We start from the raw sequence: 22,986 nt of genomic DNA on the forward strand, positions 1-22,986 counted from the left end.
GAAAGTAGCCAGCCTTGGACATCGGCCTCGTGCTCCAGACCGACCCGCCCGCGCGGCTCCTGGTGGAGCGGATGCAGCGCGCCGAACAGGCCGGGTTCACCCACGGGTGGACCTTCGACTCGGCGGTGCTCTGGCAGGAGCCCTTCGTCATCTACAGCCAGATCCTGGCGCAGACCAGCACGCTGACCGTCGGCCCGATGGTCACCAACCCCGCCACCCGTACCTGGGAGGTCACCGCCTCCCTCTTCGCCACCCTGAACGACATGTTCGGCAACCGCACGATCTGCGGCATCGGGCGCGGCGACTCGGCGCAGCGGGTCGCCGGTCGCCGCCCGGCCACCCTCGACCGGCTCTCCGCCGCCATGCACGCCGTCAAGGAGCTCGCCGAGGGCCGCGAGGCCGAGATCGACGGCACCACGATGCAGATCCCCTGGGTCCGGCCCGGCGCTCGACTCCCGGTCTGGATGGGCGCGTACGGCCCGAAGGCGCTCGCGCTGGCCGGGCGCCAGGCCGACGGCTTCATCCTCCAGCTCGCCGACCCCTTCCTCACCGAGTGGATGGTCAAGGCCGTCCGCAGCGCCGCCGCCGACGCCGGGCGCGACCCCGACTCGGTGACCGTCTGCGTCGCCGCCCCGGCGTACGTCACCGCCGACGACTCGCCCGCCGCGCTCGCCCACGCCCGTGAGCAGTGCCGCTGGTTCGGCGGCATGGTCGGCAACCACGTCGCCGACCTGGTGTCCCGCTATGGCGAGCACTCCGGCCTCGTCCCCGAGGCCCTGACCGACTACATCAAGGGCCGCGAGGGGTACGACTACTCCCACCACGGCCGCGCGGGCAACCCCGACACCACCTTCGTCCCCGACGAGATCGTCGACCGCTTCTGCCTGATCGGCCCTCCGGAGGCCCACCTCGCCAAGCTCGCCCAGCTCCGGGCCCTCGGCGTCGACCAGTTCGCCGTCTACGCCATGCACGACGCCATCGAGCCGACCATCGACGCCTACGGCGCCGAGATCATCCCCCGGCTGAACTGACCCGGAAGGGCGGTCGAGGGGCGGCTCAGCCGAGGCCGAAGGTGTCGGCGAGCGTGTGCATGCCGTTGTAGTGCCCCTCGGCCTCCAGGCTCACCACGCCGTGCAGCCGTGACCACGCCATGACGGCCCCGGCCAGCGCGCCGCCCGCCCGCTCCGGGTCTCCCGCTGTGCCCGTGCCCGTGCCGGTGCTGCTGCCGGTGTCGGCGCTGATGTACTCGGCGACCCAGGCGGCGACCGCCTCGTCCGGCGCGCCCAGTCGGTGAGCTGCTCGCGCAGTGGCAGCACGGCCGGGCTGGGCTGCGCCGCCTCGAAGACCGGCAGGAACGGGCCCAGTGCCGCCCGCGCCTGCCCGAGCGTCTCCGACGCTTCGAAGCTGCTGGTGCTGGACGCCGCCGACTTCTCCGCCGGGCCGATCGCCACTGTCCACCTGCCCCGGCGCGTCCCGGCGATGATCCACGGCTCCTGGATACCCGACCGGCTGCGCTCCCAGCAGGCGTAACGCCTCGCGTCCCATCTCGGCGAGCCAGGGCGGCGCGGTGCCGGGAGGATGGAAGGTGCGCGGCCGTTGCACCGGTGCGCGGCCGTGCAGGCCAGCGTTGGGAAGTGAATCAAGTGATCACAGTTGTCAACAAATCGACACGCGTCACGGATGCCGACGTCAGGACGATGACCCGGGCCTGCGCCACCCAGGTGCAGCTGCACGCCGCCCCGGTCTGGGGCCAGCTACCGATCCCCGTGGTCTACGCGGCGGACGAGAGCACGGCGCCCCCCGGGAGCTGGGTGATCGCCGTCCTCGACGACTCCGACCAGGCCGGCGCGCTCGGCTGGCACACCCAGTCGCAGGGCGACCTCATCTTCGGCCGGGTCTTCGCCGCCCCGGTGCTCGACCACCAGGGCACGGTGCTCAGCGGCTCGCTCTCGGTCTCGGCCGTGCTGAGCCACGAGGTGCTGGAGACCCTGGTCGACCCGCACATCAACCTCTGGGCCGACGACCTCCGCGGGCACGCGTACGCGTACGAGGTCGGCGACCCGGTCGAATCCGACTCCTACGAGATCACCGTCCACGGCGTGGGCCCGGTGGCGGTGTCCAGCTTCGTCACCCCGCACTGGTTCGACCCGCAGGCCGACCTGACCGACAGGTTCGACTGGCTCGGCAAGGTGACCGCCCCGTTCCAGATGACCAAGGGCGGCTACGTGGTCGTCCGGACGGAGGGCAAGGAGCAGCAGCACTTCGGCGAGGTCTACCCCGAGTGGAAGAAGACCGCCAAGCTCGCCGACACCTCCCGCTCGCAGCGCCGCCTCGCCCCACGGACGGCCCGCTGACACCCGAGAATCCCCCCCACGGACCGGGCGGCCGGTGTGCCCAGAGGCACATTGCCCGGCCCGCGCCGCAGGTGACAGAGTTCGGGCATGGTCCAGCCCTCTGCGCTCCCCGCGCTCCCCGCCGAGCAGACCCCCGCCCCCGGTGCCGTCTTCGACTGGCTCGACGAAGCGGCCGAACTCCGCTCCCGGGCCGGTCTCACCCGGACGCTGCGCAGCCGCCCGGCCGACGATCCCGTCCTCGACCTGGCGAGCAACGACTACCTCGGGCTGGTCCACCACCCCGCCGTCACCTGCGCCGCCGCCGACGCCGCGCTGCGCTGGGGCGGCGGCGCCACCGGCTCCCGCCTGGTCACCGGCACCACCGCGCTGCACACCGAACTCGAGGACGAGCTCGCCGAGTTCTGCGGCGTCGAGGCCGCACTGGTGTTCTCCTCCGGGTACGCGGCCAACCTCGCCGCCCTCACCGCGCTGACCGACCCGGACACCCTGATCGTCTCCGACGCCTACAACCACGCCTCGCTGATCGACGGCTGCCGCCTCTCCCGCAGCGACGTCCACCGGGCCCCGCACGACGACCCGGAGGCCGTCCGCGAGGTGCTCGGCACCCGGGTGCACCGCCGGGCGCTGGTCGTCAGCGACACCGTCTTCTCCGTCGACGGCAACGCCGCCCGGCTGCCCGAACTCTCCGCTGCCGCCCGCGCCCACGGCGCCGCGCTGCTGGTCGACGACGCCCACGGCCTCGGGGTGCTCGGGCCGGGCGGCAGCGGCGCGTTGGCCGCTGCCGGGCTGGCGGGGGAGCCGGACGTCGTTGCGACCATCACGCTCTCCAAGTCCCTCGGCTCCCAGGGCGGCGCCGTCCTCGGCCCCCGCCGGGTGATCCGCCACCTCACCGAGACCGCCCGCACCTTCATCTTCGACACCGGCCTCGCCCCCGCTGCAGTCGGCGCCGCCCTCGGCGCCCTGCGCCTGCTGCGGGCCGAACCGCAGCGCGCCGACCGAGCCCGCGAGGTCGCCCTGACGCTCTCGGCCCGGCTCACCGCCGCCGGTCTGCACGCCAGCGCCCCCGACGCCGCCGTGGTCTCCGTCCGAGCCCCCGGCCCCGAGGCCGCCGTCCGCTGGGCGGCCGACTGCCGTACCGCCGGCCTGGCCGTCGGCTGCTTCCGCCCGCCGTCCGTCCCGGACGGCATCTCCCGCCTGCGCCTCACCGCGCGCGGCGATCTGACCGACAGCCAGATCACCGAAGCCGTACGCGTCATCGCCGCCACCGCCCCCGCCGGGGCGTAGCATCGGCCGCACTCTCAGGAAGGCGTCGCAGATGAGTGCGAAACCCCCACCGGGCACCCCCGCCCCCTCCTGGCCGGGCGGCAGCCGCGGCACCCGAGGCCCCACCCGCCGCCTCAGCCGTCCGCCCGCCCCGCCCTTCCCCGAACCCCCGGCCGACCCCGACCCGGACCCGCGCATCATCACCCCACGGTGACCGCTCAGCCGTCGCGTCAGCCGTCGCGGCGGATCGCCAGCAGTGCCGAGTCGTCGGTCGGCCGCCCGCCGGTCCAGTGGTCGACGTCGGTCAGCAGGTGGTCGAGGAGGGCGTCGGGGCTGCGTGCCGGCGAGCCGGCGAGGCGTTCGGCGACGGGGTAGAAGCGGTCCTCGGCGTTCCGGGACTCCGACAGGCCGTCGGTGTAGAGCAGCAGCAGATCGCCGCGCCGCAGTTCAAAGGGCTCGGAGCGGTAGCCGGACCCGGTCAGGGCCAGCAGGCCGAGCGGCGGTGCGTAGCCGTCGGGGTCCAGGGCCCGGACGTGGCCGGAGCGGTCCAGCAGCAGCGGCGGCGGATGCCCGCAGGTCACCAGCTCCGCCGTCTCGCCCTCCGGCGGCACGCCGAGCAGCACGGCGGTGGCGAACCGCTCGTCCGCGCCGCGCCGCTGCACCGCCGCGTCCAGCCGCTCGGCGACCTTCGCCAGCTCCGGCTCGGCTCGCGCCGCCTCACGGAAGGCGCCGAGCACCTCGGCGGCCGTGTCCACCGCCCCCAGCCCCTTGCCCTCGACGTCCGCGAGCAGCACCCGCACCCCGTACGGGGTCTCCAGCGCCTCGTACAGATCCCCGCCGATGCTGGCCTCCGGCGCGGCCGCCTGGTAGCGGACGGCGATCCGCAGCGGCCCGAGCCTCGGCGGCACCGGCCGCAGCAGCGCCAGCTGGGCCGCCTCGGCGACGGACCGCACCTCCCGCAGCTCCTGCTCGCGGGCCGTCACCACCACGACGTGCGCGGCGCTCGCCAGGGTGGTCGAGGCGATCGCGGCGAACGCCGCCAGATGGACGGAGGGCGGCAGGCCCGTGTTGGTCACCGAGAGCAGCGCGGCCGTCGCCAGCGCCAGCGCCCCCGCGACGAGCGGCACCCGGACGCGCCGGGTGCCCGGCGCCGCCAGCACCGGCACGCTCGCCAGCACCGGGGAGACGGTCGAACCGGGCCCGGTGACCAGGTCGACCAGCACCGCCACCGCGATCAGCAGGTAGGCGCCGACGACCAGCCAGAAAAGGCCGCTCCGCTGCACACCGGCCTCCTCCCGGCTGGGCCCCCCGAGCCTGTCCCCACCCTCATCGTCACCCGGATCGGCCGCGCTCACCCCAGGACGAGCAGCGCCTCCGCGCCGACCGGCCGGTAACCGGCGGCCTGGAAGACCCGGACGCTGGTCGCGTTGCCGGGCGCCTGCTGCGCCCAGAGGGTGTCGCCCTCGGGGAGCAGGTGCCGGGCGGCCGTGGCCAGCGCCCGGCCGAGGCCCCGGCCCCGGGCCTCGGGGGAGACCTCGATGGCGGCCTCCCACCGCCCGGCCACGCCCCGCCCGAGGATGACCACCCCGCCGGGCGCCGTCCAGGCCCGGACGTCGTCGCGGTAGCGCAGCGCCCGCTGGATGCGGGGGTGCTCGCGGTCGGTGACGGGCTCCAGGGGGAGCGGCGGGCCGCCCGGCAGCCGGGTGGTGACGGTGAGCAGATCGATGTTGTTGACCACCCGGCCGGTGCGCTCGGCGAGGGCCGTCAGGAACGGCGGCGAGAGCGGCGCCGAGTACGGGTCGCTGTGCGCGCCGGCGATCGCCGCCCGCACCCACGCCGGGTCCTCGTCGGTGAACACCACGGCGTGCGCGGTGAACGACAGCACGCCCACCTCCCGGCCGGACACCTGCGGCACCACCGTCACCGAACCGTCGGCGGGCGGGAACACTCCGACGGCTGCCTGTTCCAAGATCTTCGCGAGCATGGCCCCAGCCTAGTTGCGCGGCACCAGGGCCTCAGGCCTTCCGGGCCCGGCTCGGCTGGACGCGGGCCGGCTCGCCCGGCATCTTCGGGTGGTCCGGCGGGTAGGGCAGGTCGCCGACGCCGTGGTCCCTGGCCTGCTGCTCCGCCAGCTCCAGCAGCGGCTCCAGGCTGAACGCGTGCTGCTCCATGTCCGCGTGCACGTCGCCGAGTTCGGCGTAGCGGGCCGGCACCGTCCGGATGTCGAAGTCGGTCGGCGTGGCCTCGTCCAGCTCCTCCCAGCGCAGCGGCGTGGAGGCGGTGGCCTCCGGGCGCGCGCGCAGCGAGTACGCGGCGGCGATGGTGCGGTCGCGCGCCATCTGGTTGTAGTCCACGAAGATCCGCTCGCCGCGCTCCTCCTTCCACCATGCCGTGGTGACCTTGCCGGGCAGCCGCCGCTCCAGCTCCCGCCCGAGCGCGATCACCGCGTGCCGCCCGTCGGTGAACGTCCAGCGCGGCTCGACCGGCACGTACACGTGCAGCCCCCGCCCGCCGGAGGTCTTGGGCCAGCCGCGCAGCCCGTACGAGTCCAGCAGCTCGCGCAGCTCGTGGGCGACGCGGACGGCGTCCCGGAAGTCGGTGCCGGGCTGCGGGTCGAGGTCGATCCGCAGCTCGTCCGGGTGCTCGGTGTCGGTGCGGCGGACGGGCCAGGGGTGGAAGGTCAGGCAGCCGAGATTGACGGCCCACAGGACGGCGGCGGCCTCGGAGGGGCAGATCTCGTCGGCCGTCCGGCCGCTGGGGAAGGCGATCCGGGCGGTCGGCAGCCAGTCGGGCAGGTTCTTGGGCGCGCGCTTCTGGTAGAACCACTCGCCGTCGATGCCGTCGGGGAAGCGCTGCAGCGTGGTCGGCCTGTCCCGCAGCGCCCGCAGCACGCCGGGTGCCACCGCGAGGTAGTACTCGGCCACCTCGCGCTTGGTGATCCCCCGCGCCGGGAAGTACACCTTGTCCGGGTTCGACAGCCGCACCGCCCGGCCGTCCACGTCCAGCTCGATAGCTCCAGCCATACCCCTCACGCTAGGCCGCCCCGCCCGACGCCGCCCGGCGCGCGGGCCCGGTCAGCCCTAGCGTGGAGGCATGGAGCTGCCCGTCATGCCGCCGGTCGAACCGATGCTCGCCAAGGCCGTGCCCGAGATCCCGCCGGGCCTGCACTACGAGGCGAAATGGGACGGCTTCCGGGCCGTGGTGTTCCGCGACGGGCCCGAGATCGAGATCGGGAGCCGGACGGGCAAGCCGCTCACCCGGTACTTCCCCGAACTCGTCGCAGCCTTCCTGGCCGAGCTGCCGGAGCGGTGCGTGCTGGACGGCGAGATCGTGATCGCCCACGACGGGCGGCTGCACTTCGAGGAGCTGCTGGAGCGCATCCACCCGGCCGCCTCCCGGGTCCGCACGCTCGCGGAGCGCACCCCGGCCTCCTTCGTGGCCTTCGACCTGCTGGCGCTCGGGGACACCGCGTACGCGCCGCGCCCGCTGGCCGAACGCCGCGTCGCCCTGGTCGAGGCGCTCGCCTCGGCCCGGCCGCCGGTCTTCACCGCGCCCGCCACCACCGATCTCGCGCTCGCCCGGCAGTGGTTCGACCAGTTCGAGGGCGCGGGCCTGGACGGGGTGGTCGCCAAGCCCCTCGACCATCCGTACCGGGCCGGGCAGCGGACCATGTTCAAGATCAAGCACGCCCGGACGGCCGACTGCGTGCTGGCCGGGTACCGCGAGCACAAGAGCGGGCCGGTCGTCGGCTCGCTGCTGCTCGGCCTCCACGACGCCGCCGGGCAGCTCCAGCACGTCGGGGTCTGCGCGTCCTTCCCGATGGCCCGCCGCCGGGAACTCGCCGAGCAGCTCCAGCCGCTGCGCCTGGCCGACGCCTCCGGCCACCCCTGGGCCGCCTGGGCGGAGGAGAGCGCCCACGCCACCGCCCGGCTCCCCGGCGCGCAGAGCCGCTGGACGGGCGGCAAGGACCTCTCCTGGGTGCCGCTGAGGCCCGAGCTGGTCTGCGAGGTCGGGTACGACCACATGGAGGGCACCCGCTTCCGCCACACCACGCAGTTCCGCCGCTGGCGCCCCGACCGGACTCCGGACACCTGCACCTACGAGCAGCTGGAGGAGCCGGTCGGCTACGACCTCACGGAGCTGCTGCCGGAGTGACCCCCGGGCCGTCGGGGTTGGCGGTGATCCACTCCTGGAGCTGGGCGGGGGTGACGGTCGGGTCGGCGGCGCGGCCGCCGAGGGTGTCGGTGGCGAGCAGGGTGGTGGAGACGGCGGGGCAGCGGCCGCAGGCGTCGGCGCCGCTCTGCTGCCACCACTTGCAGCGGGCGCGCAGGTGGCAGTGCGGCAGCTTGGCCTCGTCGACGGGCGGGAGTTGGCTGATCTTGGAGATCAGGGTGCACTCGTTGCCCGCGCGGTGGGCGCAGTCGCTGACGCAGTGCGAGGCGAAGCGCAGCACCCGGGTCGGCAGGATGCCCTCGGGTACCAGCGGCAGCACCTCGGCGGCGGGCAGTGGTTCGGCGAGGTAGGTGAGCCCGCCGTCGTCCTGGGAGCGGACGCCGAGGACGACCGACTCCGGTTGTTCGGCTTCTCCGCTCGGGCACCACAGCGGTGCGGGTACGGCAGCGGACGGGGCGTCGAGTACGTCCTCGGTGTCCATGGTTCTCCTTCGACCGGGCTCAGCCGGATTCAGCCGGATTCAGCCGGTTGTCAGCAGGCGGCGGTGTTCACCCCGTCGGTGGCGGCGATGACGTCCGCCGCCTTGCCGGCCGTCCGGGTGTCGGTGCCCACGACGATCTTGTGGGCGTCGAGCGCGACGGCCTTGGCCAGGTGCGCCTGGAGCTGGGCCGTGGTGCTGATCCGCTCGGCCGGGGCGGTGGCCGCCGAGGCGGTGGTGGCACCGGCGGTGAGCAGGCCGGCGGCGAGGAGCGCGGCTGCGGCGGTACGGCGTGCGGGGATCATGAGGTCCTCCCGGGTCGGGTCGGTACGGCCGCCGCTGCGGCGGCTCGCCGCCATCATGGCCCGGCCCGGGGTGGAGGGCGAGTGCCCGGCGGTCGGCAGATCTGTCCAGTAACTGCCGTGTCCCTCCACAGTTCTGACGGTCAGCCGCCTTGACGCGTGAGCCGCCAGATCACGTCCGTCCCGGACTCGCCCGGCGCGGCCGGTTCGCAGGCGCGCCGCCGGTGTTCGGTGAAGCCCAGCCGCCGCGGCACCGCGCCGCTCGCGGTGTTGGCCTCGTCGTGGACGATCTCGACGTACGTGACGCCCGGCAGGGCGAAGGCCTCCCGGACGAGGCCCTCCGCGGCGCGGGTGGCCAGGCCCCGGCCGGTCGCGGCGGGGTGCAGCCAGTAGCCGATCTCGCGGCGGGCCGGGTCGTCGGCGGGGTCGCGGCGGAAGAAGGAGGAGTTCCCGACGACCCGGCCGCCCGAGACGATCGCGTAGTTGTGGGCCTCGCCGGACGCCCAGCCCGTGACGGTGCCGGCCAGGTACTCGGCGGTCGCCTCCCGGCTGTGCTCGGCCGCCCAGGGCATGAACGGGCGCAGGTGCTCCACCGACTCGTCGATGACGCGGACGAGTTCGTCGAGGTCCTGCTCGGGCTCCCAGCGTCGCAGGGTGAGGTCGCCGAGGTCGATGACGTGCAGTGGTCGCTCCATCCGGTGATCCTGCTCGGGCGGCCTCCGGCCGGGCAACCCGATTTCCGTCCTGACGAAGTGGCCCGGCGGCGCCGCCCGAACGGGTGACGGTCGGCACGGCGCGCGCGACGCCCGGTGCAGGTCGGGCAGGATCGTGAAGCCAAGCTGTGGCCGCCGTTAAGAATTCCTCGATGGACCGCACCCCCTCCCACCAGGCAGATTGCACAGTGCCCCGGCCGTGCGACCAGCGTCGTACGGCCGGGATGCCTGCTTGCCCTCCTTCGGCCGCCGACTCCCCGCACCGGACCGGCGGCCCCACCATGCGTCAGGAGCCATCGCCGTGAAGGCACTCGTCAAGAAGAAGGCCGAGCCCGGCCTCTGGCTGATGGACGTCCCGAAGCCCGAGATCGGGCCGGGCGAGGTGCTGATCAAGGTGCTCCGCACCGGTATCTGCGGCACGGACCTGCACATCCGCAAGTGGGACGGCTGGGCGCAGCAGGCGATCAAGACCCCGCTGACGCTCGGTCACGAGTTCGTCGGCGAGGTCGCCGAGATCGGCGCGGCCGTCGCCGACATCAACATCGGCGACCTGGTCAGCGGCGAGGGCCACCTGGTCTGCGGCAAGTGCCGCAACTGCCTGGCCGGCCGCCGCCACCTCTGCCGCAACACCATCGGCCTCGGCGTCAACCGGGACGGCGCCTTCGCCGAGTACGTCGCGCTGCCCGCCTCGAACGTCTGGGTGCACCGGGTGCCGGTCGACCTCGACGTCGCCGCGATCTTCGACCCGTTCGGCAACGCCGTGCACACGGCGCTCTCCTTCCCGATGGTCGGCGAGGACGTGCTGGTCACCGGGGCCGGCCCGATCGGCATCATGGCCGCCGCCGTCGCCAAGCACGCGGGCGCCCGGCACGTGATGATCACCGACGTCAGCGAGTACCGCCTCGACCTGGCCCGCCAGGTCGGCGTCTCGCTCGCCCTGGACGTCTCCACCCACACCATCGAGGAGGGCCAGCAGAAGCTGGGCCTGCGCGAGGGCTTCGACGTCGGCCTGGAGATGTCCGGCCGCCCCGAGGCCCTCCAGTCGATGATCGCCAACATGACGCACGGCGGGAAGATCGCCATGCTCGGCCTGCCCGCCGAGGACTTCCCGGTCGACTGGGCCCGGATCGTCACCTCGATGATCACCCTCAAGGGCATCTACGGCCGCGAGATGTTCGAGACCTGGTACGCGATGTCGGTGCTGCTGGAGGGCGGCCTCGACCTCAGCCCGGTGATCACCGGCCGGTACGCCGCCGACGACTTCGACGCCGCGTTCGACGAGGCTGCGAGCGGCCGCTGCGGCAAGATCATCCTGGACTGGACCGCCTGAGTCCGGACGCCTGAGCCCGCCTTCCTCCCGACACCCCAGCAAGGAGCCTCCCGCGATGTTCGAATCCGTCCGTGACGATGTTGCCGCCACCCTCGTCGAGATCACCGAGGCCGGGCTGTTCAAGCCCGAGCGCGTGATCGGCACCCCGCAGAACGCCGCCGTGACCGTCACCGGCGGCGGCCGCCCGGGGGAGGTGCTGAACTTCTGCGCCAACAACTACCTCGGCCTCGCCGACCACCCCGAGGTGCTCGCCGCCGCCAAGGACGCGCTCGACCGCTGGGGCTACGGCATGGCGTCCGTCCGCTTCATCTGCGGCACCCAGGACGTGCACAAGCAGCTGGAGGACCGGCTCTCGTCGTTCCTCGGCCAGGAGGACACGATCCTCTACTCGTCCTGCTTCGACGCGAACGGCGGCGTCTTCGAGACCCTGCTGGACGAGCGGGACGCCGTCATCTCCGACGCCCTCAACCACGCCAGCATCATCGACGGCATCCGGCTCTCCAAGGCCCGCCGCCACCGCTACGCCAACCGCGACCTCGCCGACCTGGAGAAGCAGCTCCAGGACACCCAGGACGCCCGCCGCCGGCTGATCGTCACCGACGGCGTGTTCTCGATGGACGGCTACATCGCCCCGCTGCGCGAGATCTGCGACCTCGCCGACCGCTACGACGCGATGGTCATGGTCGACGACTCGCACGCCGTCGGCTTCGTCGGCGCCGGCGGCCGCGGCACCCCCGAGCTGCACGGCGTGATGGACCGGGTCGACATCATCACCGGCACCCTCGGCAAGGCCCTCGGCGGCGCCTCCGGCGGCTACGTCGCCGCCCGCCGCGAGATCGTCGCCCTGCTGCGCCAGCGCTCGCGCCCGTACCTGTTCTCCAACTCGCTCGCCCCGGTGATCGCCGCCGCCTCGCTCAAGGTGCTCGACCTGGTCGAGCAGTCGAACGAGCTGCGCGAGCGCCTCGCCGCCAACACCGCGCTGTTCCGCTCCCGGATGACGGCCGAGGGCTTCGAGATCCTGCCCGGCGAGCACCCGATCGCGCCCGTCATGATCGGCGACGCGGCGAAGGCCGGGCGGCTGGCCGAGCTGCTGCTGGAGCGCGGCGTCTATGTGATCGGTTTCTCCTTCCCGGTCGTCCCGCACGGTGCGGCGCGCATTCGGGTGCAGCTTTCGGCGGCCCACTCGACCGAGGATGTCGAGCGCGCGATCGCAGCGTTCGTCGACGCACGGGCCGCTCTCGGCGAGTAATCCCAGGCGTTTTGCGGCCTCGGAAACAGCTCGGAGGCCGGTCGTAGACCGATCCGATACAGAGTCGGTATCGGAACGACCGGTCTCATGGGCGGCTTTCGGGCGCATACTTGACTCAATGACCAGGACAGCCGCAGCCCGGCACACCCTGCCCACCAGTCCCTTCAAGGCCCAGCCGGTGGCCCCGATCGAGACGTACGAAGTCGGCGACCGAGTGAACCACGACCGCTACGGCCTCGGCCGGATCACCGGTGTCGAGGGCGAGGCCGCCGTGATCGTCGACTTCGGCGCCCAGCGGCTCCGCTGCGCTAGCCCCTTCCCCAAGCTCGTCAAGCTCTGACCGCACGGCCCGTCAGACCCTGACGGGCCGCGACCGGGCGCAACCGGCGTGCCTCGCAAACCGTCCGTCCGGCCCCCGTGGGGCTGGCAGAATGGGCTGGTGATCGATGCAAGACGGTTGCGGACCCTGCGGGCCGTGGCCGACCACAGGACGGTGACGGCCGCGGCGGCGGCGCTCTACCTGACCCCCTCCGCCGTCTCCCAGCAGCTCGCCGCCCTGGAGCTGGAGACCGGCCACCACCTGCTCACCCGGGACGGCCGCGGCGTCCGCCTGACGGCCGCCGGGGAGATCCTGCTCGGTCACGCCGACACCGTGCTCGCCCAGCTGGAGCGCGCCGAGGCGGATCTCGCCGCGTACGGCGCCGGTGCGGCGGGCGAAGTGACGGTCGCGGCCTTCGCGACCGGCATCACCCTGGTGCTCGCCCCGGCGATCACCGCCCTCGCCTCCACCGCGCCCGGCCTGCGGCTCAAGGTGCTGGACGCGGAGGGCGACGCCAGCCTCCCGATGCTGCTCGACAGCCGGGCCGACATCGCCGTGGCCGTCGAGTACCGGGGCGCGCCCCGCGCAGACGACCGGCGGCTGACCCGGGTGCCCCTCTACGCCGAGCCGTTCCAGGCCGTGCTGCCGCTCAGCCACCCGCTGGCCGCCGCCGAGGGCCCGGTCGCCGTCGCAGATCTCGCCGCCGAGCCGTGGATCGGCCCCTACCCCGGCAACCCCTGCCACGACGTGGTGCTGCTCGCCTGCGAGCACGCGGGCTTCCAGCCCAGCCTGGTGCACTCCTCCGACGACTTCCGTGCCGTCGTCGCCCTCGCCTCGGCCGGCGCCGGAGTCGCCCTCGTACCGCGCTCGGCGCTGCGCGGAGCCGACCTCTCCGCCGTGGCCGTCCGCCCGGTCGACAGCGAACTCGCCACTCGCAAGGTGTTCGCCGCCGTCCGCACCGGGGCCGAGCAGCACCCGCTGATCAGGCCCGTTCTGGAGGCCCTGACGCAGGCCGCGAGCGGTGTCTCGGAGTAGACCACGGCCGTACGGCGGTCAGGCGGTGATCTCGACGCCCCGCCAGAAGGCCACGTGCCCGGCCAGGTGCGCAGCCTCGGGCAGCGGGTCGGCGTAGTACCAGGCGGCGTCCGGGTTCTCCTCCCCGGCGACGCGGACGGTGTAGTACGAGGCACTGCCCTTCCACGGGCAGCGCGTCACCGTCGACGAGGACCGCAGGAAGGCCATCCGCACCGACTCGGGCGGGAAGTAGTGGTTGCCTTCGACGATCGTGGTGTCCGGGCTCTCGGCGAGGGTCTCGCCGTTCCATCGCGCAGTGGCCATGCGCCCATTGTGCCCGGCCGGCCGTACCGTGCCGAGGGTGCGCGCATTCTGACTGATCAGCAGCCTTTCTGGCATATGCTGCTGACGCGGCCGAGCCCCGCAACGGAGCGGGGCGGCCCCCAGACCCGGCAGGAGCGGCCCGATGACCGACCACGACCCCGACCTCCGTACCGAGACGATCCCGGTAGGCGTGATCGGCCTCGGGGACATCGCGCAGAAGGCGTACCTGCCCGTCCTCACCGCCCAGCCGGGCCTCGACCTCCGCCTGATGACCAGGGACAAGGCCAAGCTCGACCGGATCGGCGAGCAGTACCGCCTCCAGCACCGCTACACCGACCTCGGCGAACTGATCGACAGCGGCCTGCGCGCCGCCTTCGTGCACGCGGCCACCGACCAGCACGTCCCGATCGTGGAGCAGCTGCTCACCGCCGGGGTCGACGTGTACGTGGACAAGCCGCTCGACCACACCCTCGACGGTGCCCGGCGCCTGGTCGACCTCGCCGAGCGCACCGGCCGATCGCTGCTGGTCGGCTTCAACCGCCGCCACGCTCCCGGCTACCTGCTGGCCAAGGAGCGCCCGCGCGATCTGATCCTGCTGCAGAAGAACCGCGAGGGCCTGCCCGAGGCCGCCCGGACGCTCGTCTACGACGACTTCATCCACGTCGTCGACTCGCTCCGCTTCCTGGTGCCCGGCGAGATCCAGCACGTCGACGTCCGCTCCCGCACGCGCGGAGGGCTGGTGGAGCACCTGGTGCTGACCCTGGCGGGCGAGGGCTTCACGGCGCTCGGCGTGATGAACCGGTGCAGCGGCTCGACCGAGGAGATCCTCGAGGTCTCCGGCGCCGACTCCAAGCGCGTCGTCGTCAACCTCGCCGAGGTCATCGACCACAAGGGCCAGCCGACCGTGCGGCGGCGCGGCGACTGGGTCTCCGTCGCCCGCCAGCGCGGCATCGAGCAGGTCGTCCTGCACTTCCTGGACGCCGTCCGCTCCGGGCGGACGGTCGACGCCCGGGACGCGCTGCGCACCCACGAGCTGTGCGAGCAGATCGTCGAACGGATCGAGTCCGCCTGAGCCGCCCCCGGTCGCGCCGCTCAGGGGCCGCGCCCCTCGAGAGCGGCGCCGACCGCCGAGCGGGAGGCGCCGAGCTTCTTGAGGATGCGGGCCACGTGGTGCTCGACGGTCCGCGGTGACAGGAACAGCGACTGTGCGATCTCCTTGTTCGTGGCGCCCTCGCCGACGAGCCGGGCGACCTGCGTCTCGCGCGGCGACAACTCCTCGCCCCAGCTGCGCCGGCCGCGCGGAGCCGGCCGCAGCAGGTGCAGCTCGCGCAGCACCCGGTGGCAGCGGGCGGCGTCGAAGGTCGCACCGAGGCGCTCGAACACGTCGGCGGCCTCGGCGAGTTGACCGGCGGCGCCCGCAGGGTCGATGAGGGCGGCGCGTTCGGCGGCCAGTGCGGCGTGGTGCGGGCGGCCGATGCCCAGCCACTGGTCGCGGGCGCGCTCGAACTGGTCGCGGGCCGCCACGGGATCGTCCTCACGCAGCACCAGGCCACGGCACAGGTACTGCTCGGCGACCGCGCCGGGGGCCTCGCAGGGGCCGATCCCCGCCGCGTGCTCGTCGGCGAGCCGCTCGGCACCGGCCCGGTCCCCGCGCAGCATCGCCGTCTCCACCGCGACGGGGAGCAGACCCCAGGCGTACGGCCAGGTGTCCTTGAGCCGGACGAACTCCAGCGGCCTGGTGACGATCTGCCAGGCGGCGCGGGTGTCGCCGCGGGTGAGGTGCAGCCCGGCCAGCCCGGCGGCGGCGCCGAGGGCGTTGGCGTCGAGGGCTTCCGGGTCGAAGGCGCGGTCGAAGTGCTCCGCAGCCCTGGACACCTGCCCCCGGGCGGCGGCGATCACGCCTTGGACGGTGCCGAGCAGCCCGGCGTCGGTCAGTGGGCTGTCGGGGTAGCGGCTGCGGTAGGCGGCGAGGTCGGTGTCGAAGTCGTTCCAGTGGCCTGCCGCCCAGTCCAGCAGCATCCGGTAGGAGTCGGTGTAGACGGCCAGCAGGGGCATGTGTGCCCTGGCGCCGACGGCCAGGGCCTCGTCGGCGTACCGCGCGCAGCGCTCGTCCAGGCCGACGCACAGCGCCGTCTCGGCCGTGTTGTTGAGCACGATGGCCGCGGCCCTGACCACGTCGGGGTCGGGGCCGTCGCGGACGAGCTCGTCGATCAGGCCGGGGACCGCCGGGTCGGCCCAGATCGCCAGGGCGGTGATGTGGTTGCAGTGGACCATGGCGCGGGCCCCCGCGTCGTCCAGCTGTGCGGCCAGGGCTCGGGCGCTCGCTATCCAGGCCCGCTGCCTGACCGCCGGACAGCCTTCGCCGCCCCAGACCGCGAAGATCGACATGGCCCGCGCCGCCAGGGCGGGACGGTACCGCAGGAGGTCCGGCAGCGCCGCCTCCACCTCCTCGTAGCCGCCCACGTCGCCCAGCAGGTCGACCCGCACGAGGCCGAGCAGGTAGCGGATCTCCCCGCCCGCCGCACCGGGCAGGCCGGGGGTGGCCAGGATCCGCCGCAGCGTGGCGACGATCCCGGCCGGTTCGGCGCTGAGCCGGGCGATCCTGGCCAGGGCGAGGGCGACCTGCCCCAACTCGTCGGGCGGCAGGCCCGGCACGTCCAGCGCCTCGCGCAGCAGGGTGGCCGCAGTGCCCAGATCCCCGACCGCCTTGGCCTGCTCGGCGGCGGCCTCGGCCTGCCGCAGCCAGGCCTCGGTGTCGCCCAGCGCGCGGGTGTGGTGGGCGATCTGCACCAGGGGCGGCACCGGCAGGGCGCGCAGCACCCGCAGGGCGCGGCGGTGGCCGCGCGTCCGCAGCGGGCCGGGCATCGCGTCGTACACCGCCTGGCGGGCCAGCGTGTGCGCGAAACCGTAGCGGTCGGAGGACGTCTCGCGCAGGACTCCGACGGCCAGGGCCTCGGTCAGGGCCTGGCTGCAGGTGTCCTCGTCCAGGTCCGCTGCGGCGGCGAGCAGCTCCTCGCTCGCGGGCACGGCCAGGACGGCTGCGCCGTACGCCACCGCGGCGGCGGGCGGGGCGAGCCGGCCGATCCGCTCCGTCATGGACTCCCGCAGGCTGCGCGGCACCGCGAGGCCCGCCGCCTGGCGGGCCAGGCTGCGGCGCTCGATGCCGCCGGGCCCGGCGCCCCGGCGGTGGACCGAACGGACCGAGCGGCCTTCGAGGGTGATCAGGTCCTCCTCGACGACCAGCGGGAGGCCGCCGCTGCGGGCCAGCAGGGTCCGGGTCAGCTCCGTGGTGACCTGGTCGCCCAGGACGGCGTCGGCCATCTCCCGCAGGTCGTGCTCGCCGAGCGGGCCCAGGCTCAGCTCGGCGCCCCCGGTGCCCGCCGGGCGGCGGTAGGCGGCACCGAGCACCGGCCGCTGTCCGGGCAGGTCCTCGCCTCGGTAGGTGAGCACCAGCGCGGTGTCGGACGGCAGGTCCCGGGCGAGCAGCAGGAGCAGTTCCAGGGTGGCCTCGTCCGCCCAGTGCAGGTCCTCGACCACCAGCACCGCCGGGGCGATCACGGTGAGCAACTCCCGTACGCCCTGCACGATCCGGTGCCGCAGCTCGCCGGGGGCGATCTCCTCGGCGGGCGGCGCGGGCAGGCGGTCGGCGAGGCCGGGCAGCAGCGGTGCGAGCACCCCCACCGGCCGGCCGATCCGGTCGGCCGGTGGCAGCCAGGGGCCCACCGCGCGCAGCGCGTCGGTCACCGGGCCGTACGGGAGGGGTTCGCGCAGCGGGTGGCAGCCCCCGGTGACCACCCGGATGCCGTCGGCGCGCAGCACCGTCGCAGCCTCCGCCACCAGGCGCGACTTCCCGATGCCGGCCTCGCCCTCGACCAGGACCACGGCGGGCCGCAGGCGGGCCGCGCCGAGCAGGGTCTGCAGCTCGCGGTCCCGGCCGGCGAAGACCAGCCGGTGCGGGCCGGGGGGTTTCCGCCGGTTCCTGAGATCCAAGGCCATCGCGTGCTCCGATCCACCGGCGGCTCGCCCTCGCAGCGCTACCTGTTCATTCTAGGATTCGGCGCGCTGGCCCGTCAGGGGCGCCCGTGCTGGGCGGCCAGCTGCGGCAGGGCACCCTGACCGCGCTGACCGGCGGGCTCATCTCGCATCGTGATCGCCGCCCTCATCGGCGTCCTGCTTCTCCGTGAGCGACTCGGCCACGTCCGCCTGGCCGCCAGCGCCACCGTGCTCACCGGGATCGCCGTCCTGGAACTCGCCCACGGCTGACCCGGTTCCCGTCGGCCAGGGCGCGGCTCCGGCGGACGGCTGCTTCTTCTGGCACGGTGTCAGGAGCAGTGGGCCGCCGCTGTGCGGGAGTGGTGCTCGTTGCCGTGTTCCCGCCGCGCCACGAGGAGGCAGCGTGACCACGCCGGCAGCGGAACCCCCGGCTGACGCCGTGCCACTGGTCCCCGGGCCGAAGGTCCGTGACAGCCATCCGCTGGCACTGGCGCTGTTCGCCCTCACGGCGGTCAGCGGCCTGGTCGACGCCGTGAGTTACCTCGGCCTCGGGCACGTCTTCGTGGCGAACATGACCGGCAACGTCGTCGTGATCGGGTTCGCCCTGGCGGGAGCCCCCGGCTTCTCCGTCCTCGGCTCGGCGACCTCGCTCGGCGCCTTCCTGTTCGGTGCGACGCTGGCCGGTCGCCTCGTGGGAAAGCGCGATGTCGCCCGCCGGGGTCGGCGGCTGCGGAGAGCCCTGCTCCTGGAGGTCGTGCTGCACGGGGTGGCCGCTGCCGTCGTCATCGCCGGGGGGACGGAAGGGGGCGCGCGCTTCGCCGCGATCGCGCTGGTGGCCGTGGCGATGGGGCTGCGCAACGGCACCGTGCGCAGCTTCGGCGTGCCGGACCTCACCACCACCGTGCTCACCCTCACCCTGGCCGGCATGGCGGCCGACTCCCGGCCGGGCGGCGGCACCGGGCTGCGCCAGCGGCGCAGGATCCTCGCGGTCGCCGCCATGGTGGCGGGTGCCGCACCGGGCGCGTTCCTGGTGCTGCACGGGCAGACCGTCTGGGCTCTGGTGGCCGCGGCGGTGCTGGCCGGCTCCGTGGCGTTCCTCTACCGGGAGTCCGCGTAGGCGGTGGATGCTTGTACTTGTTCCATTTCCCGCACTAGCATGCAGAATTGCGCATCGGCCGGGCGCGGACTTGTTCACCTGAATGGAGTCACCGATGCGTCTGTTCCATCAGCGGGGCCGTGGTCTCGCCCTTCTCGCCACTCTCGCCGTCGCAGTCCCCCTGCTGTCGGGAGCGACGGTCGTCACCGCCGCTCCGGTGGCCCCGGGCCTGCCGGCGATCGTGCCCCAGCCGGTGTCCGAATCCGCCGTCACGGGCGCTGGGTTCACCCTGGCCGCCCGGACTCCGGTCGACGTGCTGTCGACCGACCCCGCCGCGCTCGGCGTCGCCGGGTACCTGGCCGGCCTGCTGGCCCCGGCCACCGGCTACGCGCTGCCGGTCGTCAGCTCCACCCAACCCCGGAGTGGCGCCGTCGTCCTCGACCCCACCGGCCCGTCCTCGCTCGGGGCCGAGGGCTACACCCTCAGCTCGGGAAGCGGTGGCGTGACGGTGACTGCGCACGGGGCCGAAGGGCTGTTCCGGGGCGTCCAGACCCTGCGCCAACTGCTCCCGGCAGCCGTGGAGTCCGGCACCGTCATGCCGGGGCCGTGGACGGTCGCCCCCGTCCGGATAGCCGACTCTCCCCGGTACTCCTACCGGGGCGTGATGCTCGACGTGGCGCGCCGCTTCTACCCCGTGGCCGAAGTGAAGCGCTACATCGACGAGTCGGCTGCCTACAAGATCAACACGCTCCACCTGCACCTGACCGACGACCAGGGCTGGCGGATAGCCGTCGGCGCTCTGCCGAACCTGACCGCCGTGGGCGCGAGCACGCAGAGCGGCTTCACCGGCGGCACGTCCTGGTACTACTCCGCCGCCGAGTACCAGGACCTCGTGGCGTACGCGAAGTCGCGCTACATGACCGTCGTCCCGGAGATCGACGGCCCCGGCCACTCCTCCGCCGCGCTCGCCTCGGCAGCCGACCTGAACTGCGACGACCGGGCGAGGGCGCCGTACTCCGGCTTCGACGTGGGCATCAGCCTGTACTGCCTCGGCGACCCGCAGCACGTCGGCAACGTCAGCACCTTCCTGAACACCGTGATCAGCGCCGTGGCGGCACTCACCCCCGGCCCCTACCTCCACATCGGCGGCGACGAGACGCCCCAGGCGACGGCCGCCGAGTACGCCGCCTACGTCTCGGCGGCCACCACGGCGGTCACCGCGCAGGGCAAGAGGGTGATGGGCTGGCACCAGCTCGGCCAGGGCACCCTCCCGGCGAACAGCCTGCTCCAGTACTGGGGCGACGCGAGCGACCAATCCACCGTCGGCACCGCGCAGGAGTCCGCCGGCATCCGGCAGGCCCGCTCCGGCGTCGCGCAGGGGGCGGCGTTCGTGATGTCCCCCGGCGACCACGCCTACCTGGACATGAAGTACGACGCCGGTACCCCGTACGGCCTGTCCTGGGAGGGCTACGTCCCGGTCCGGAAGGCCTACGACTGGGACCCGGCCACCACCGTCGCCGCGACGGACGGCAGCTCGCCCGTCGTCCCGGCCGACCGGATCGCCGGTGTCGAGGCCGCCCTCTGGGCCGACCGGGCCTACGCCGGGAGCACCAGCTTGCCCACCTCCACCGGCCAGTTCCCCGAACCGTCCGTCTACGCCGACCACATGAGCTTCCCCCGTCTGCCCGCCATCGCCGAGATCGGCTGGTCGCCCCGGTCCACCCACGACTGGACGGACTTCAGCCGCCGCCTCGCCACCCAGGGGCCGCGCTGGACGGCCGCGGGCATCGGCTTCTACGCCGCCCCCGACATCACCTGGCCCGCCGGCGGAACTCCCGGCTCCCTCAACGGCGTTCACACCGTGACCACCGGCAGCCAGGCCCTGGACGACCCGGCGAGTTCCACGGCCACCCTCACCCAGCTGGACACCTGGGCCCTGCACGGCGGCAGCAACCAGCAGTGGACCTTCGCCCAGCAGACCGACGGCTCCTACACCCTCACCAACGGAGCCTCCCACCTCTGCCTCGACGTGAACGGCGGCTCGACCTCGGCCGGCGCCACCGTCATCCAGTACACCTGCGCCGCCACCCCCAACCAGCGCTGGCGAGCCACCGCCCTCCCCGGTGGCGGCTACACCCTCGCCTCGGTGCGGAGCGGGCTGCTCCTGACCACCGCCTCGACGGCCGACGGCGCCCTGGTCACCCAACAGCCCGACACCAACTCGGCGTTGCAGCACTGGACGGTCAACTGAGCTGCGGCCTGGGCGGGCCGGGCCGAGACGGTCGTAGCTGCCGGGCGAGCAGGGCGGCGCCCATGACACCGGCCTGTCGGCCGAAGCGGGCGGCGACGAGCCGGGGCGGTCTGCGCAGCGCGAGCCGGGTGGCCAGGGCGGTCCGGAGCGCGTCGAAGTAGCTCTTCCCGGCCTGGGCCAGGGCGCCGCCGATGACGATGCGCTCGGGGCCGAGGAGGTCGACCACGGGGCTCAGCCCGTCGGCGAGCGCCTCGACGGCCTCGCGCCAGATCCGCGCGGCGGCCGGGTCACCGGCTTCGGCCCGGCGTTGGACCTCGCGGGCGGTGATGCCCGTCCCGCCCGTGAGCAGGCGGTAGCGGCGGGCGATGGCGGCGGCCGAGGCGACGGTCTCCAGGCAGCCCCGGCTGCCGCAGGGGCACGGGTCGCCGCCCGGCCGGACCAGTGCGTGGCCGAGCTCGCCGGTGCGGCCGTCCGGGTCGGCCAGGGCGTGTCCCTGGTGCACCATCGAGGCGCCGATGCCGGTGCCGACCGGGACGAAGAGGAAGGAGCGGCTCTTGCGGCCCGCGCCGAGCCGGGCCTCGGCGAGGGCGCCGACGCGGGCGTCGTGGCCGAAGGCGACCGGCACGCCGAGCTCCTCCGCGAGCCAGCGGCGTACCGGCATCTGGCGCCAGCCGAGGTGGGCGGAGAAGACGGACAGCCCGGCCGCCTCCTCGACCAGGCCGGGTACGGCGATGCCCGCCGCGGCCGGCGGGTAGCGGCGGGCGAGGTCGGCGGCGTACTCCAGCACGGTCTCCAGGACGGCGTCGGGGCCGCGCCCGACCCGGGTCTGCCGGTACCCGGTGTGCACGAGGGTGCCGTCCGAGTCCATCGCGACGCCCCTGATCCGCGCACCGCCGACCTCCAACCCGATCACGTACGCCGGGGTCTGCGCCTGGTGCACGGTGTCTCCTCTCTCCTGCGGGTTCAGGGCTCCCGTCGGGTGTCCGGCGCGGCCTGCGGCGGCCGGCTCCGGCCCCGGTTCCGCCCCAGCCGGGGCCGGGGAGCCTGGGAGCGGCCGAGCGCGCCGCAGGCGGCCACGGGGGCGAGGCAGCTCAGCAGGTAGGCGCAGGCGAGGCGTCTGGTCACGGGGTCGGGCTCGTCCGTGGCAGGCGGTGCTCGGAGTCGATCCGGCGGATCGTGCCGGTGCGGGAGCGCATCACCAGTGAGCTGGTGGTGGCGGTCGCGCCGTGGTAGCGGACGCCGGGGAGGAGTTCGCCGTTGGTGATGCCGGTCGCGGCGAAGAAGACGTCGTCGCCGCGTACGAGGTCGTGGGTGGTGAGCACCCGGTCGGGGTCGAGTCCGGCGTCCAGGGCCCGGCGTCGTTCGGTGTCGTCCCTCGGCCGGAGCCGTCCCTGGATGACGCCGCCGGTGCAGCGCACGGCGCAGGCGGCGATGACGCCCTCCGGAGTCCCCCCGATGCCCAGGAGCAGGTCGACGCCGCTGCCGTCCCGGGCGGCCATGATCGCACCGGCGACGTCCCCGTCCGAGATGAGCCTGATCCGCGCGCCCGCCGCGCGGACTGCGGCCACCAGCTGGGCGTGCCGGGGGCGGTCGACGACGACCACCGTGATGTCGCCGACCGCGACGCCCTTGGCCCTGGCCACCGCCCGTACGTTCACCTCGGGCGGCGCGGTGATGTCCACCGCCGTGGCGGCCTCGGCGCCGGCCACGAGCTTGTCCATGTAGAAGACGGAGCTGGGGTCGAACATCGTGCCGGCCTCGGCGACGGCCAGCACGGCGATCGCGTCGTCCATGCCCTTGGCGGTGAGCGTGGTGCCGTCGACCGGGTCGACCGCGACGTCGCAGCGCGGGCCGGTGCCGTCGCCGACGCGCTCCCCGTTGAACAGCATCGGGGCCTGGTCCTTCTCGCCCTCCCCGATGACGACGACGCCGTCCATCGCGACGGTGGAGAACAGCGAGCGCATCGCCGCGACCGCGGCGCCGTCGGCGCCGTTCTTGTCACCGCGCCCGACGAACCGGCCGGCGGCCAGCGCGGCGGCTTCGGTGATCCGGACCAGTTCGAGGGCGAGGTTGCGGTCCGGCCGCCGGGCGGCCGGGTGGGTGTCGATCGGCACGGGGATCCTCGGG

General features: G+C 74.1%; 25 protein-coding genes. 13 read left to right on the plus strand and 12 right to left on the minus strand.

Annotation, left to right across the window (positions count from 1 at the left end; translation table 11 throughout):
* Positions 1-14: 14 nt before the first annotated feature.
* The gene (locus ACR68M_RS32455) at positions 15-1,031 is read left to right on the plus strand and encodes a TIGR03842 family LLM class F420-dependent oxidoreductase (protein ID WP_441247724.1); all 1,017 of its coding nucleotides are present in this window, start codon (positions 15-17) and stop codon (positions 1,029-1,031) included.
* A 25-nt stretch (positions 1,032-1,056) separates the two neighbouring features.
* On the opposite strand, the gene ACR68M_RS32460 is transcribed toward ACR68M_RS32455, so the two are convergent.
* Positions 1,057-1,287 carry a WHG domain-containing protein gene (locus ACR68M_RS32460; RefSeq protein WP_441251775.1) on the minus strand — a complete coding sequence of 77 codons (231 nt, stop codon included), beginning with the start codon at positions 1,285-1,287 and terminating at the stop codon, positions 1,057-1,059.
* Between the two features lie 3 nt (positions 1,288-1,290).
* Here ACR68M_RS32460 and ACR68M_RS32465 point away from each other — a divergent pair, with 3 nt between their 5' ends.
* From ACR68M_RS32465 to ACR68M_RS32480, 4 genes are all read left to right on the plus strand, one after another.
* Positions 1,291-1,530 carry a carotenoid oxygenase family protein gene (locus ACR68M_RS32465; RefSeq protein WP_441251776.1) on the plus strand — a complete coding sequence of 80 codons (240 nt, stop codon included), beginning with the start codon at positions 1,291-1,293 and terminating at the stop codon, positions 1,528-1,530.
* Between the two features lie 113 nt (positions 1,531-1,643).
* Positions 1,644-2,354, plus strand: a complete 711-nt coding sequence (locus ACR68M_RS32470) for a hypothetical protein (RefSeq protein WP_441247725.1) — start codon at positions 1,644-1,646, stop codon at positions 2,352-2,354.
* Positions 2,355-2,441: 87 nt separating this feature from the next.
* A complete protein-coding gene (locus ACR68M_RS32475) occupies positions 2,442-3,638 on the plus strand; it encodes an 8-amino-7-oxononanoate synthase (RefSeq protein ID WP_441247726.1) in 1,197 nt (398 codons plus the stop codon).
* Between the two features lie 31 nt (positions 3,639-3,669).
* Complete coding sequence (locus ACR68M_RS32480; RefSeq protein ID WP_441247727.1) at positions 3,670-3,831, plus strand: hypothetical protein; 162 nt, start codon at positions 3,670-3,672, stop codon at positions 3,829-3,831.
* A gap of 16 nt (positions 3,832-3,847) precedes the next feature.
* Here the strand turns inward: ACR68M_RS32480 and ACR68M_RS32485 are convergent, their stop codons facing one another.
* From ACR68M_RS32485 to ligD, 3 genes are all read right to left on the minus strand, one after another.
* Positions 3,848-4,900: a PP2C family protein-serine/threonine phosphatase gene (locus ACR68M_RS32485; protein WP_441247728.1), complete on the minus strand. Its 1,053-nt coding sequence runs from the start codon at positions 4,898-4,900 to the stop codon at positions 3,848-3,850.
* Positions 4,901-4,968: 68 nt separating this feature from the next.
* Positions 4,969-5,601 carry a GNAT family N-acetyltransferase gene (locus ACR68M_RS32490; RefSeq protein ID WP_441247729.1) on the minus strand — a complete coding sequence of 211 codons (633 nt, stop codon included), beginning with the start codon at positions 5,599-5,601 and terminating at the stop codon, positions 4,969-4,971.
* A 31-nt stretch (positions 5,602-5,632) separates the two neighbouring features.
* Positions 5,633-6,628: a non-homologous end-joining DNA ligase gene (gene ligD, locus ACR68M_RS32495; protein ID WP_441251777.1), complete on the minus strand. Its 996-nt coding sequence runs from the start codon at positions 6,626-6,628 to the stop codon at positions 5,633-5,635.
* An 82-nt stretch (positions 6,629-6,710) separates the two neighbouring features.
* Here ligD and ACR68M_RS32500 point away from each other — a divergent pair, with 82 nt between their 5' ends.
* Complete coding sequence (locus ACR68M_RS32500) at positions 6,711-7,772, plus strand: ATP-dependent DNA ligase (RefSeq protein ID WP_441247730.1); 1,062 nt, start codon at positions 6,711-6,713, stop codon at positions 7,770-7,772.
* Here ACR68M_RS32500 and ACR68M_RS32505 read toward each other — a convergent pair.
* Genes ACR68M_RS32505 through ACR68M_RS32515 form a run of 3 tightly spaced genes read right to left on the minus strand, consistent with a single transcriptional unit; the run spans position 7,750 to position 9,265 of the window.
* Positions 7,750-8,271, minus strand: coding sequence for a hypothetical protein (locus ACR68M_RS32505; RefSeq protein WP_441247731.1), 522 nt, complete (start codon positions 8,269-8,271; stop codon positions 7,750-7,752). The two genes, ACR68M_RS32500 and ACR68M_RS32505, sit on opposite strands and share 23 nt — an antisense overlap.
* 50 nt (positions 8,272-8,321) lie before the next feature.
* Positions 8,322-8,702, minus strand: coding sequence for a hypothetical protein (locus ACR68M_RS32510; protein ID WP_441247732.1), 381 nt, complete (start codon positions 8,700-8,702; stop codon positions 8,322-8,324).
* An 11-nt stretch (positions 8,703-8,713) separates the two neighbouring features.
* Positions 8,714-9,265, minus strand: a complete 552-nt coding sequence (locus ACR68M_RS32515; protein ID WP_441247733.1) for a GNAT family N-acetyltransferase — start codon at positions 9,263-9,265, stop codon at positions 8,714-8,716.
* Positions 9,266-9,584: 319 nt separating this feature from the next.
* On the opposite strand from ACR68M_RS32515, the gene tdh reads away from it, so the two are divergent.
* From tdh to ACR68M_RS32535, 4 genes are all read left to right on the plus strand, one after another.
* Positions 9,585-10,613: an L-threonine 3-dehydrogenase gene (gene tdh, locus ACR68M_RS32520; protein WP_441247734.1), complete on the plus strand. Its 1,029-nt coding sequence runs from the start codon at positions 9,585-9,587 to the stop codon at positions 10,611-10,613.
* A 55-nt stretch (positions 10,614-10,668) separates the two neighbouring features.
* Positions 10,669-11,862: a glycine C-acetyltransferase gene (locus tag ACR68M_RS32525; RefSeq protein ID WP_441247735.1), complete on the plus strand. Its 1,194-nt coding sequence runs from the start codon at positions 10,669-10,671 to the stop codon at positions 11,860-11,862.
* A 118-nt stretch (positions 11,863-11,980) separates the two neighbouring features.
* Positions 11,981-12,202: a hypothetical protein gene (locus tag ACR68M_RS32530; RefSeq protein WP_441247736.1), complete on the plus strand. Its 222-nt coding sequence runs from the start codon at positions 11,981-11,983 to the stop codon at positions 12,200-12,202.
* A 99-nt stretch (positions 12,203-12,301) separates the two neighbouring features.
* Positions 12,302-13,216 carry a LysR family transcriptional regulator gene (locus ACR68M_RS32535; protein ID WP_441247737.1) on the plus strand — a complete coding sequence of 305 codons (915 nt, stop codon included), beginning with the start codon at positions 12,302-12,304 and terminating at the stop codon, positions 13,214-13,216.
* An 18-nt stretch (positions 13,217-13,234) separates the two neighbouring features.
* On the opposite strand, the gene ACR68M_RS32540 is transcribed toward ACR68M_RS32535, so the two are convergent.
* Positions 13,235-13,519: a DUF427 domain-containing protein gene (locus tag ACR68M_RS32540; protein ID WP_441247738.1), complete on the minus strand. Its 285-nt coding sequence runs from the start codon at positions 13,517-13,519 to the stop codon at positions 13,235-13,237.
* Between the two features lie 178 nt (positions 13,520-13,697).
* Between ACR68M_RS32540 and ACR68M_RS32545 the strand changes: the two genes are divergently transcribed.
* Entirely contained in the window at positions 13,698-14,591 is an 894-nt protein-coding gene (locus tag ACR68M_RS32545; protein ID WP_441251778.1) for a Gfo/Idh/MocA family protein, read from the plus strand.
* 20 nt (positions 14,592-14,611) lie between these two features.
* Here the strand turns inward: ACR68M_RS32545 and ACR68M_RS32550 are convergent, their stop codons facing one another.
* A complete protein-coding gene (locus ACR68M_RS32550) occupies positions 14,612-17,515 on the minus strand; it encodes a helix-turn-helix transcriptional regulator (RefSeq protein WP_441247739.1) in 2,904 nt (967 codons plus the stop codon).
* A gap of 400 nt (positions 17,516-17,915) precedes the next feature.
* On the opposite strand from ACR68M_RS32550, the gene ACR68M_RS32555 reads away from it, so the two are divergent.
* A complete protein-coding gene (locus tag ACR68M_RS32555; RefSeq protein ID WP_441247740.1) occupies positions 17,916-18,629 on the plus strand; it encodes a YoaK family protein in 714 nt (237 codons plus the stop codon).
* 94 nt (positions 18,630-18,723) lie between these two features.
* The gene (locus tag ACR68M_RS32560) at positions 18,724-20,859 is read left to right on the plus strand and encodes a family 20 glycosylhydrolase (RefSeq protein WP_441247741.1); all 2,136 of its coding nucleotides are present in this window, start codon (positions 18,724-18,726) and stop codon (positions 20,857-20,859) included.
* Here the strand turns inward: ACR68M_RS32560 and ACR68M_RS32565 are convergent.
* Genes ACR68M_RS32565 through glpX form a run of 3 tightly spaced genes read right to left on the minus strand, consistent with a single transcriptional unit; the run spans position 20,852 to position 22,979 of the window.
* Positions 20,852-21,799, minus strand: a complete 948-nt coding sequence (locus ACR68M_RS32565) for an ROK family protein (RefSeq protein ID WP_441247742.1) — start codon at positions 21,797-21,799, stop codon at positions 20,852-20,854. The two genes, ACR68M_RS32560 and ACR68M_RS32565, sit on opposite strands and share 8 nt — an antisense overlap.
* Positions 21,800-21,822: 23 nt before the next feature.
* Positions 21,823-21,984 carry a hypothetical protein gene (locus tag ACR68M_RS32570; protein ID WP_441247743.1) on the minus strand — a complete coding sequence of 54 codons (162 nt, stop codon included), beginning with the start codon at positions 21,982-21,984 and terminating at the stop codon, positions 21,823-21,825.
* Positions 21,981-22,979 (minus strand): class II fructose-bisphosphatase, encoded by a 999-nt coding sequence (glpX, locus tag ACR68M_RS32575; protein WP_441251779.1) that lies wholly within the window; start codon positions 22,977-22,979, stop codon positions 21,981-21,983. The genes ACR68M_RS32570 and glpX overlap by 4 nt, the downstream gene beginning before the upstream one ends.
* Between the last annotated feature and the right edge of the window lie 7 nt (positions 22,980-22,986).

The sequence above is a fragment of the Kitasatospora sp. McL0602 genome (assembly GCF_052076145.1).
Taxonomy (GTDB): Bacteria; Actinomycetota; Actinomycetes; order Streptomycetales; family Streptomycetaceae; genus Kitasatospora.

Coding starts and splice junctions, on each gene's coding strand:
- ACR68M_RS32515 (WP_441247733.1), bottom strand. CDS start 9,265: ATGGAGCGACCACTGCACGTCATCGACCTCGGCGACCTCACCCTGCGA.
- ACR68M_RS32475 (WP_441247726.1), top strand. CDS start 2,442: ATGGTCCAGCCCTCTGCGCTCCCCGCGCTCCCCGCCGAGCAGACCCCC.
- ACR68M_RS32530 (WP_441247736.1), top strand. CDS start 11,981: ATGACCAGGACAGCCGCAGCCCGGCACACCCTGCCCACCAGTCCCTTC.
- ACR68M_RS32480 (WP_441247727.1), top strand. CDS start 3,670: ATGAGTGCGAAACCCCCACCGGGCACCCCCGCCCCCTCCTGGCCGGGC.
- ACR68M_RS32525 (WP_441247735.1), top strand. CDS start 10,669: ATGTTCGAATCCGTCCGTGACGATGTTGCCGCCACCCTCGTCGAGATC.
- ACR68M_RS32500 (WP_441247730.1), top strand. CDS start 6,711: ATGGAGCTGCCCGTCATGCCGCCGGTCGAACCGATGCTCGCCAAGGCC.
- ACR68M_RS32550 (WP_441247739.1), bottom strand. CDS start 17,515: ATGGCCTTGGATCTCAGGAACCGGCGGAAACCCCCCGGCCCGCACCGG.
- ACR68M_RS32505 (WP_441247731.1), bottom strand. CDS start 8,271: ATGGACACCGAGGACGTACTCGACGCCCCGTCCGCTGCCGTACCCGCA.
- ACR68M_RS32540 (WP_441247738.1), bottom strand. CDS start 13,519: ATGGCCACTGCGCGATGGAACGGCGAGACCCTCGCCGAGAGCCCGGAC.
- ACR68M_RS32560 (WP_441247741.1), top strand. CDS start 18,724: ATGCGTCTGTTCCATCAGCGGGGCCGTGGTCTCGCCCTTCTCGCCACT.
- ACR68M_RS32490 (WP_441247729.1), bottom strand. CDS start 5,601: ATGCTCGCGAAGATCTTGGAACAGGCAGCCGTCGGAGTGTTCCCGCCC.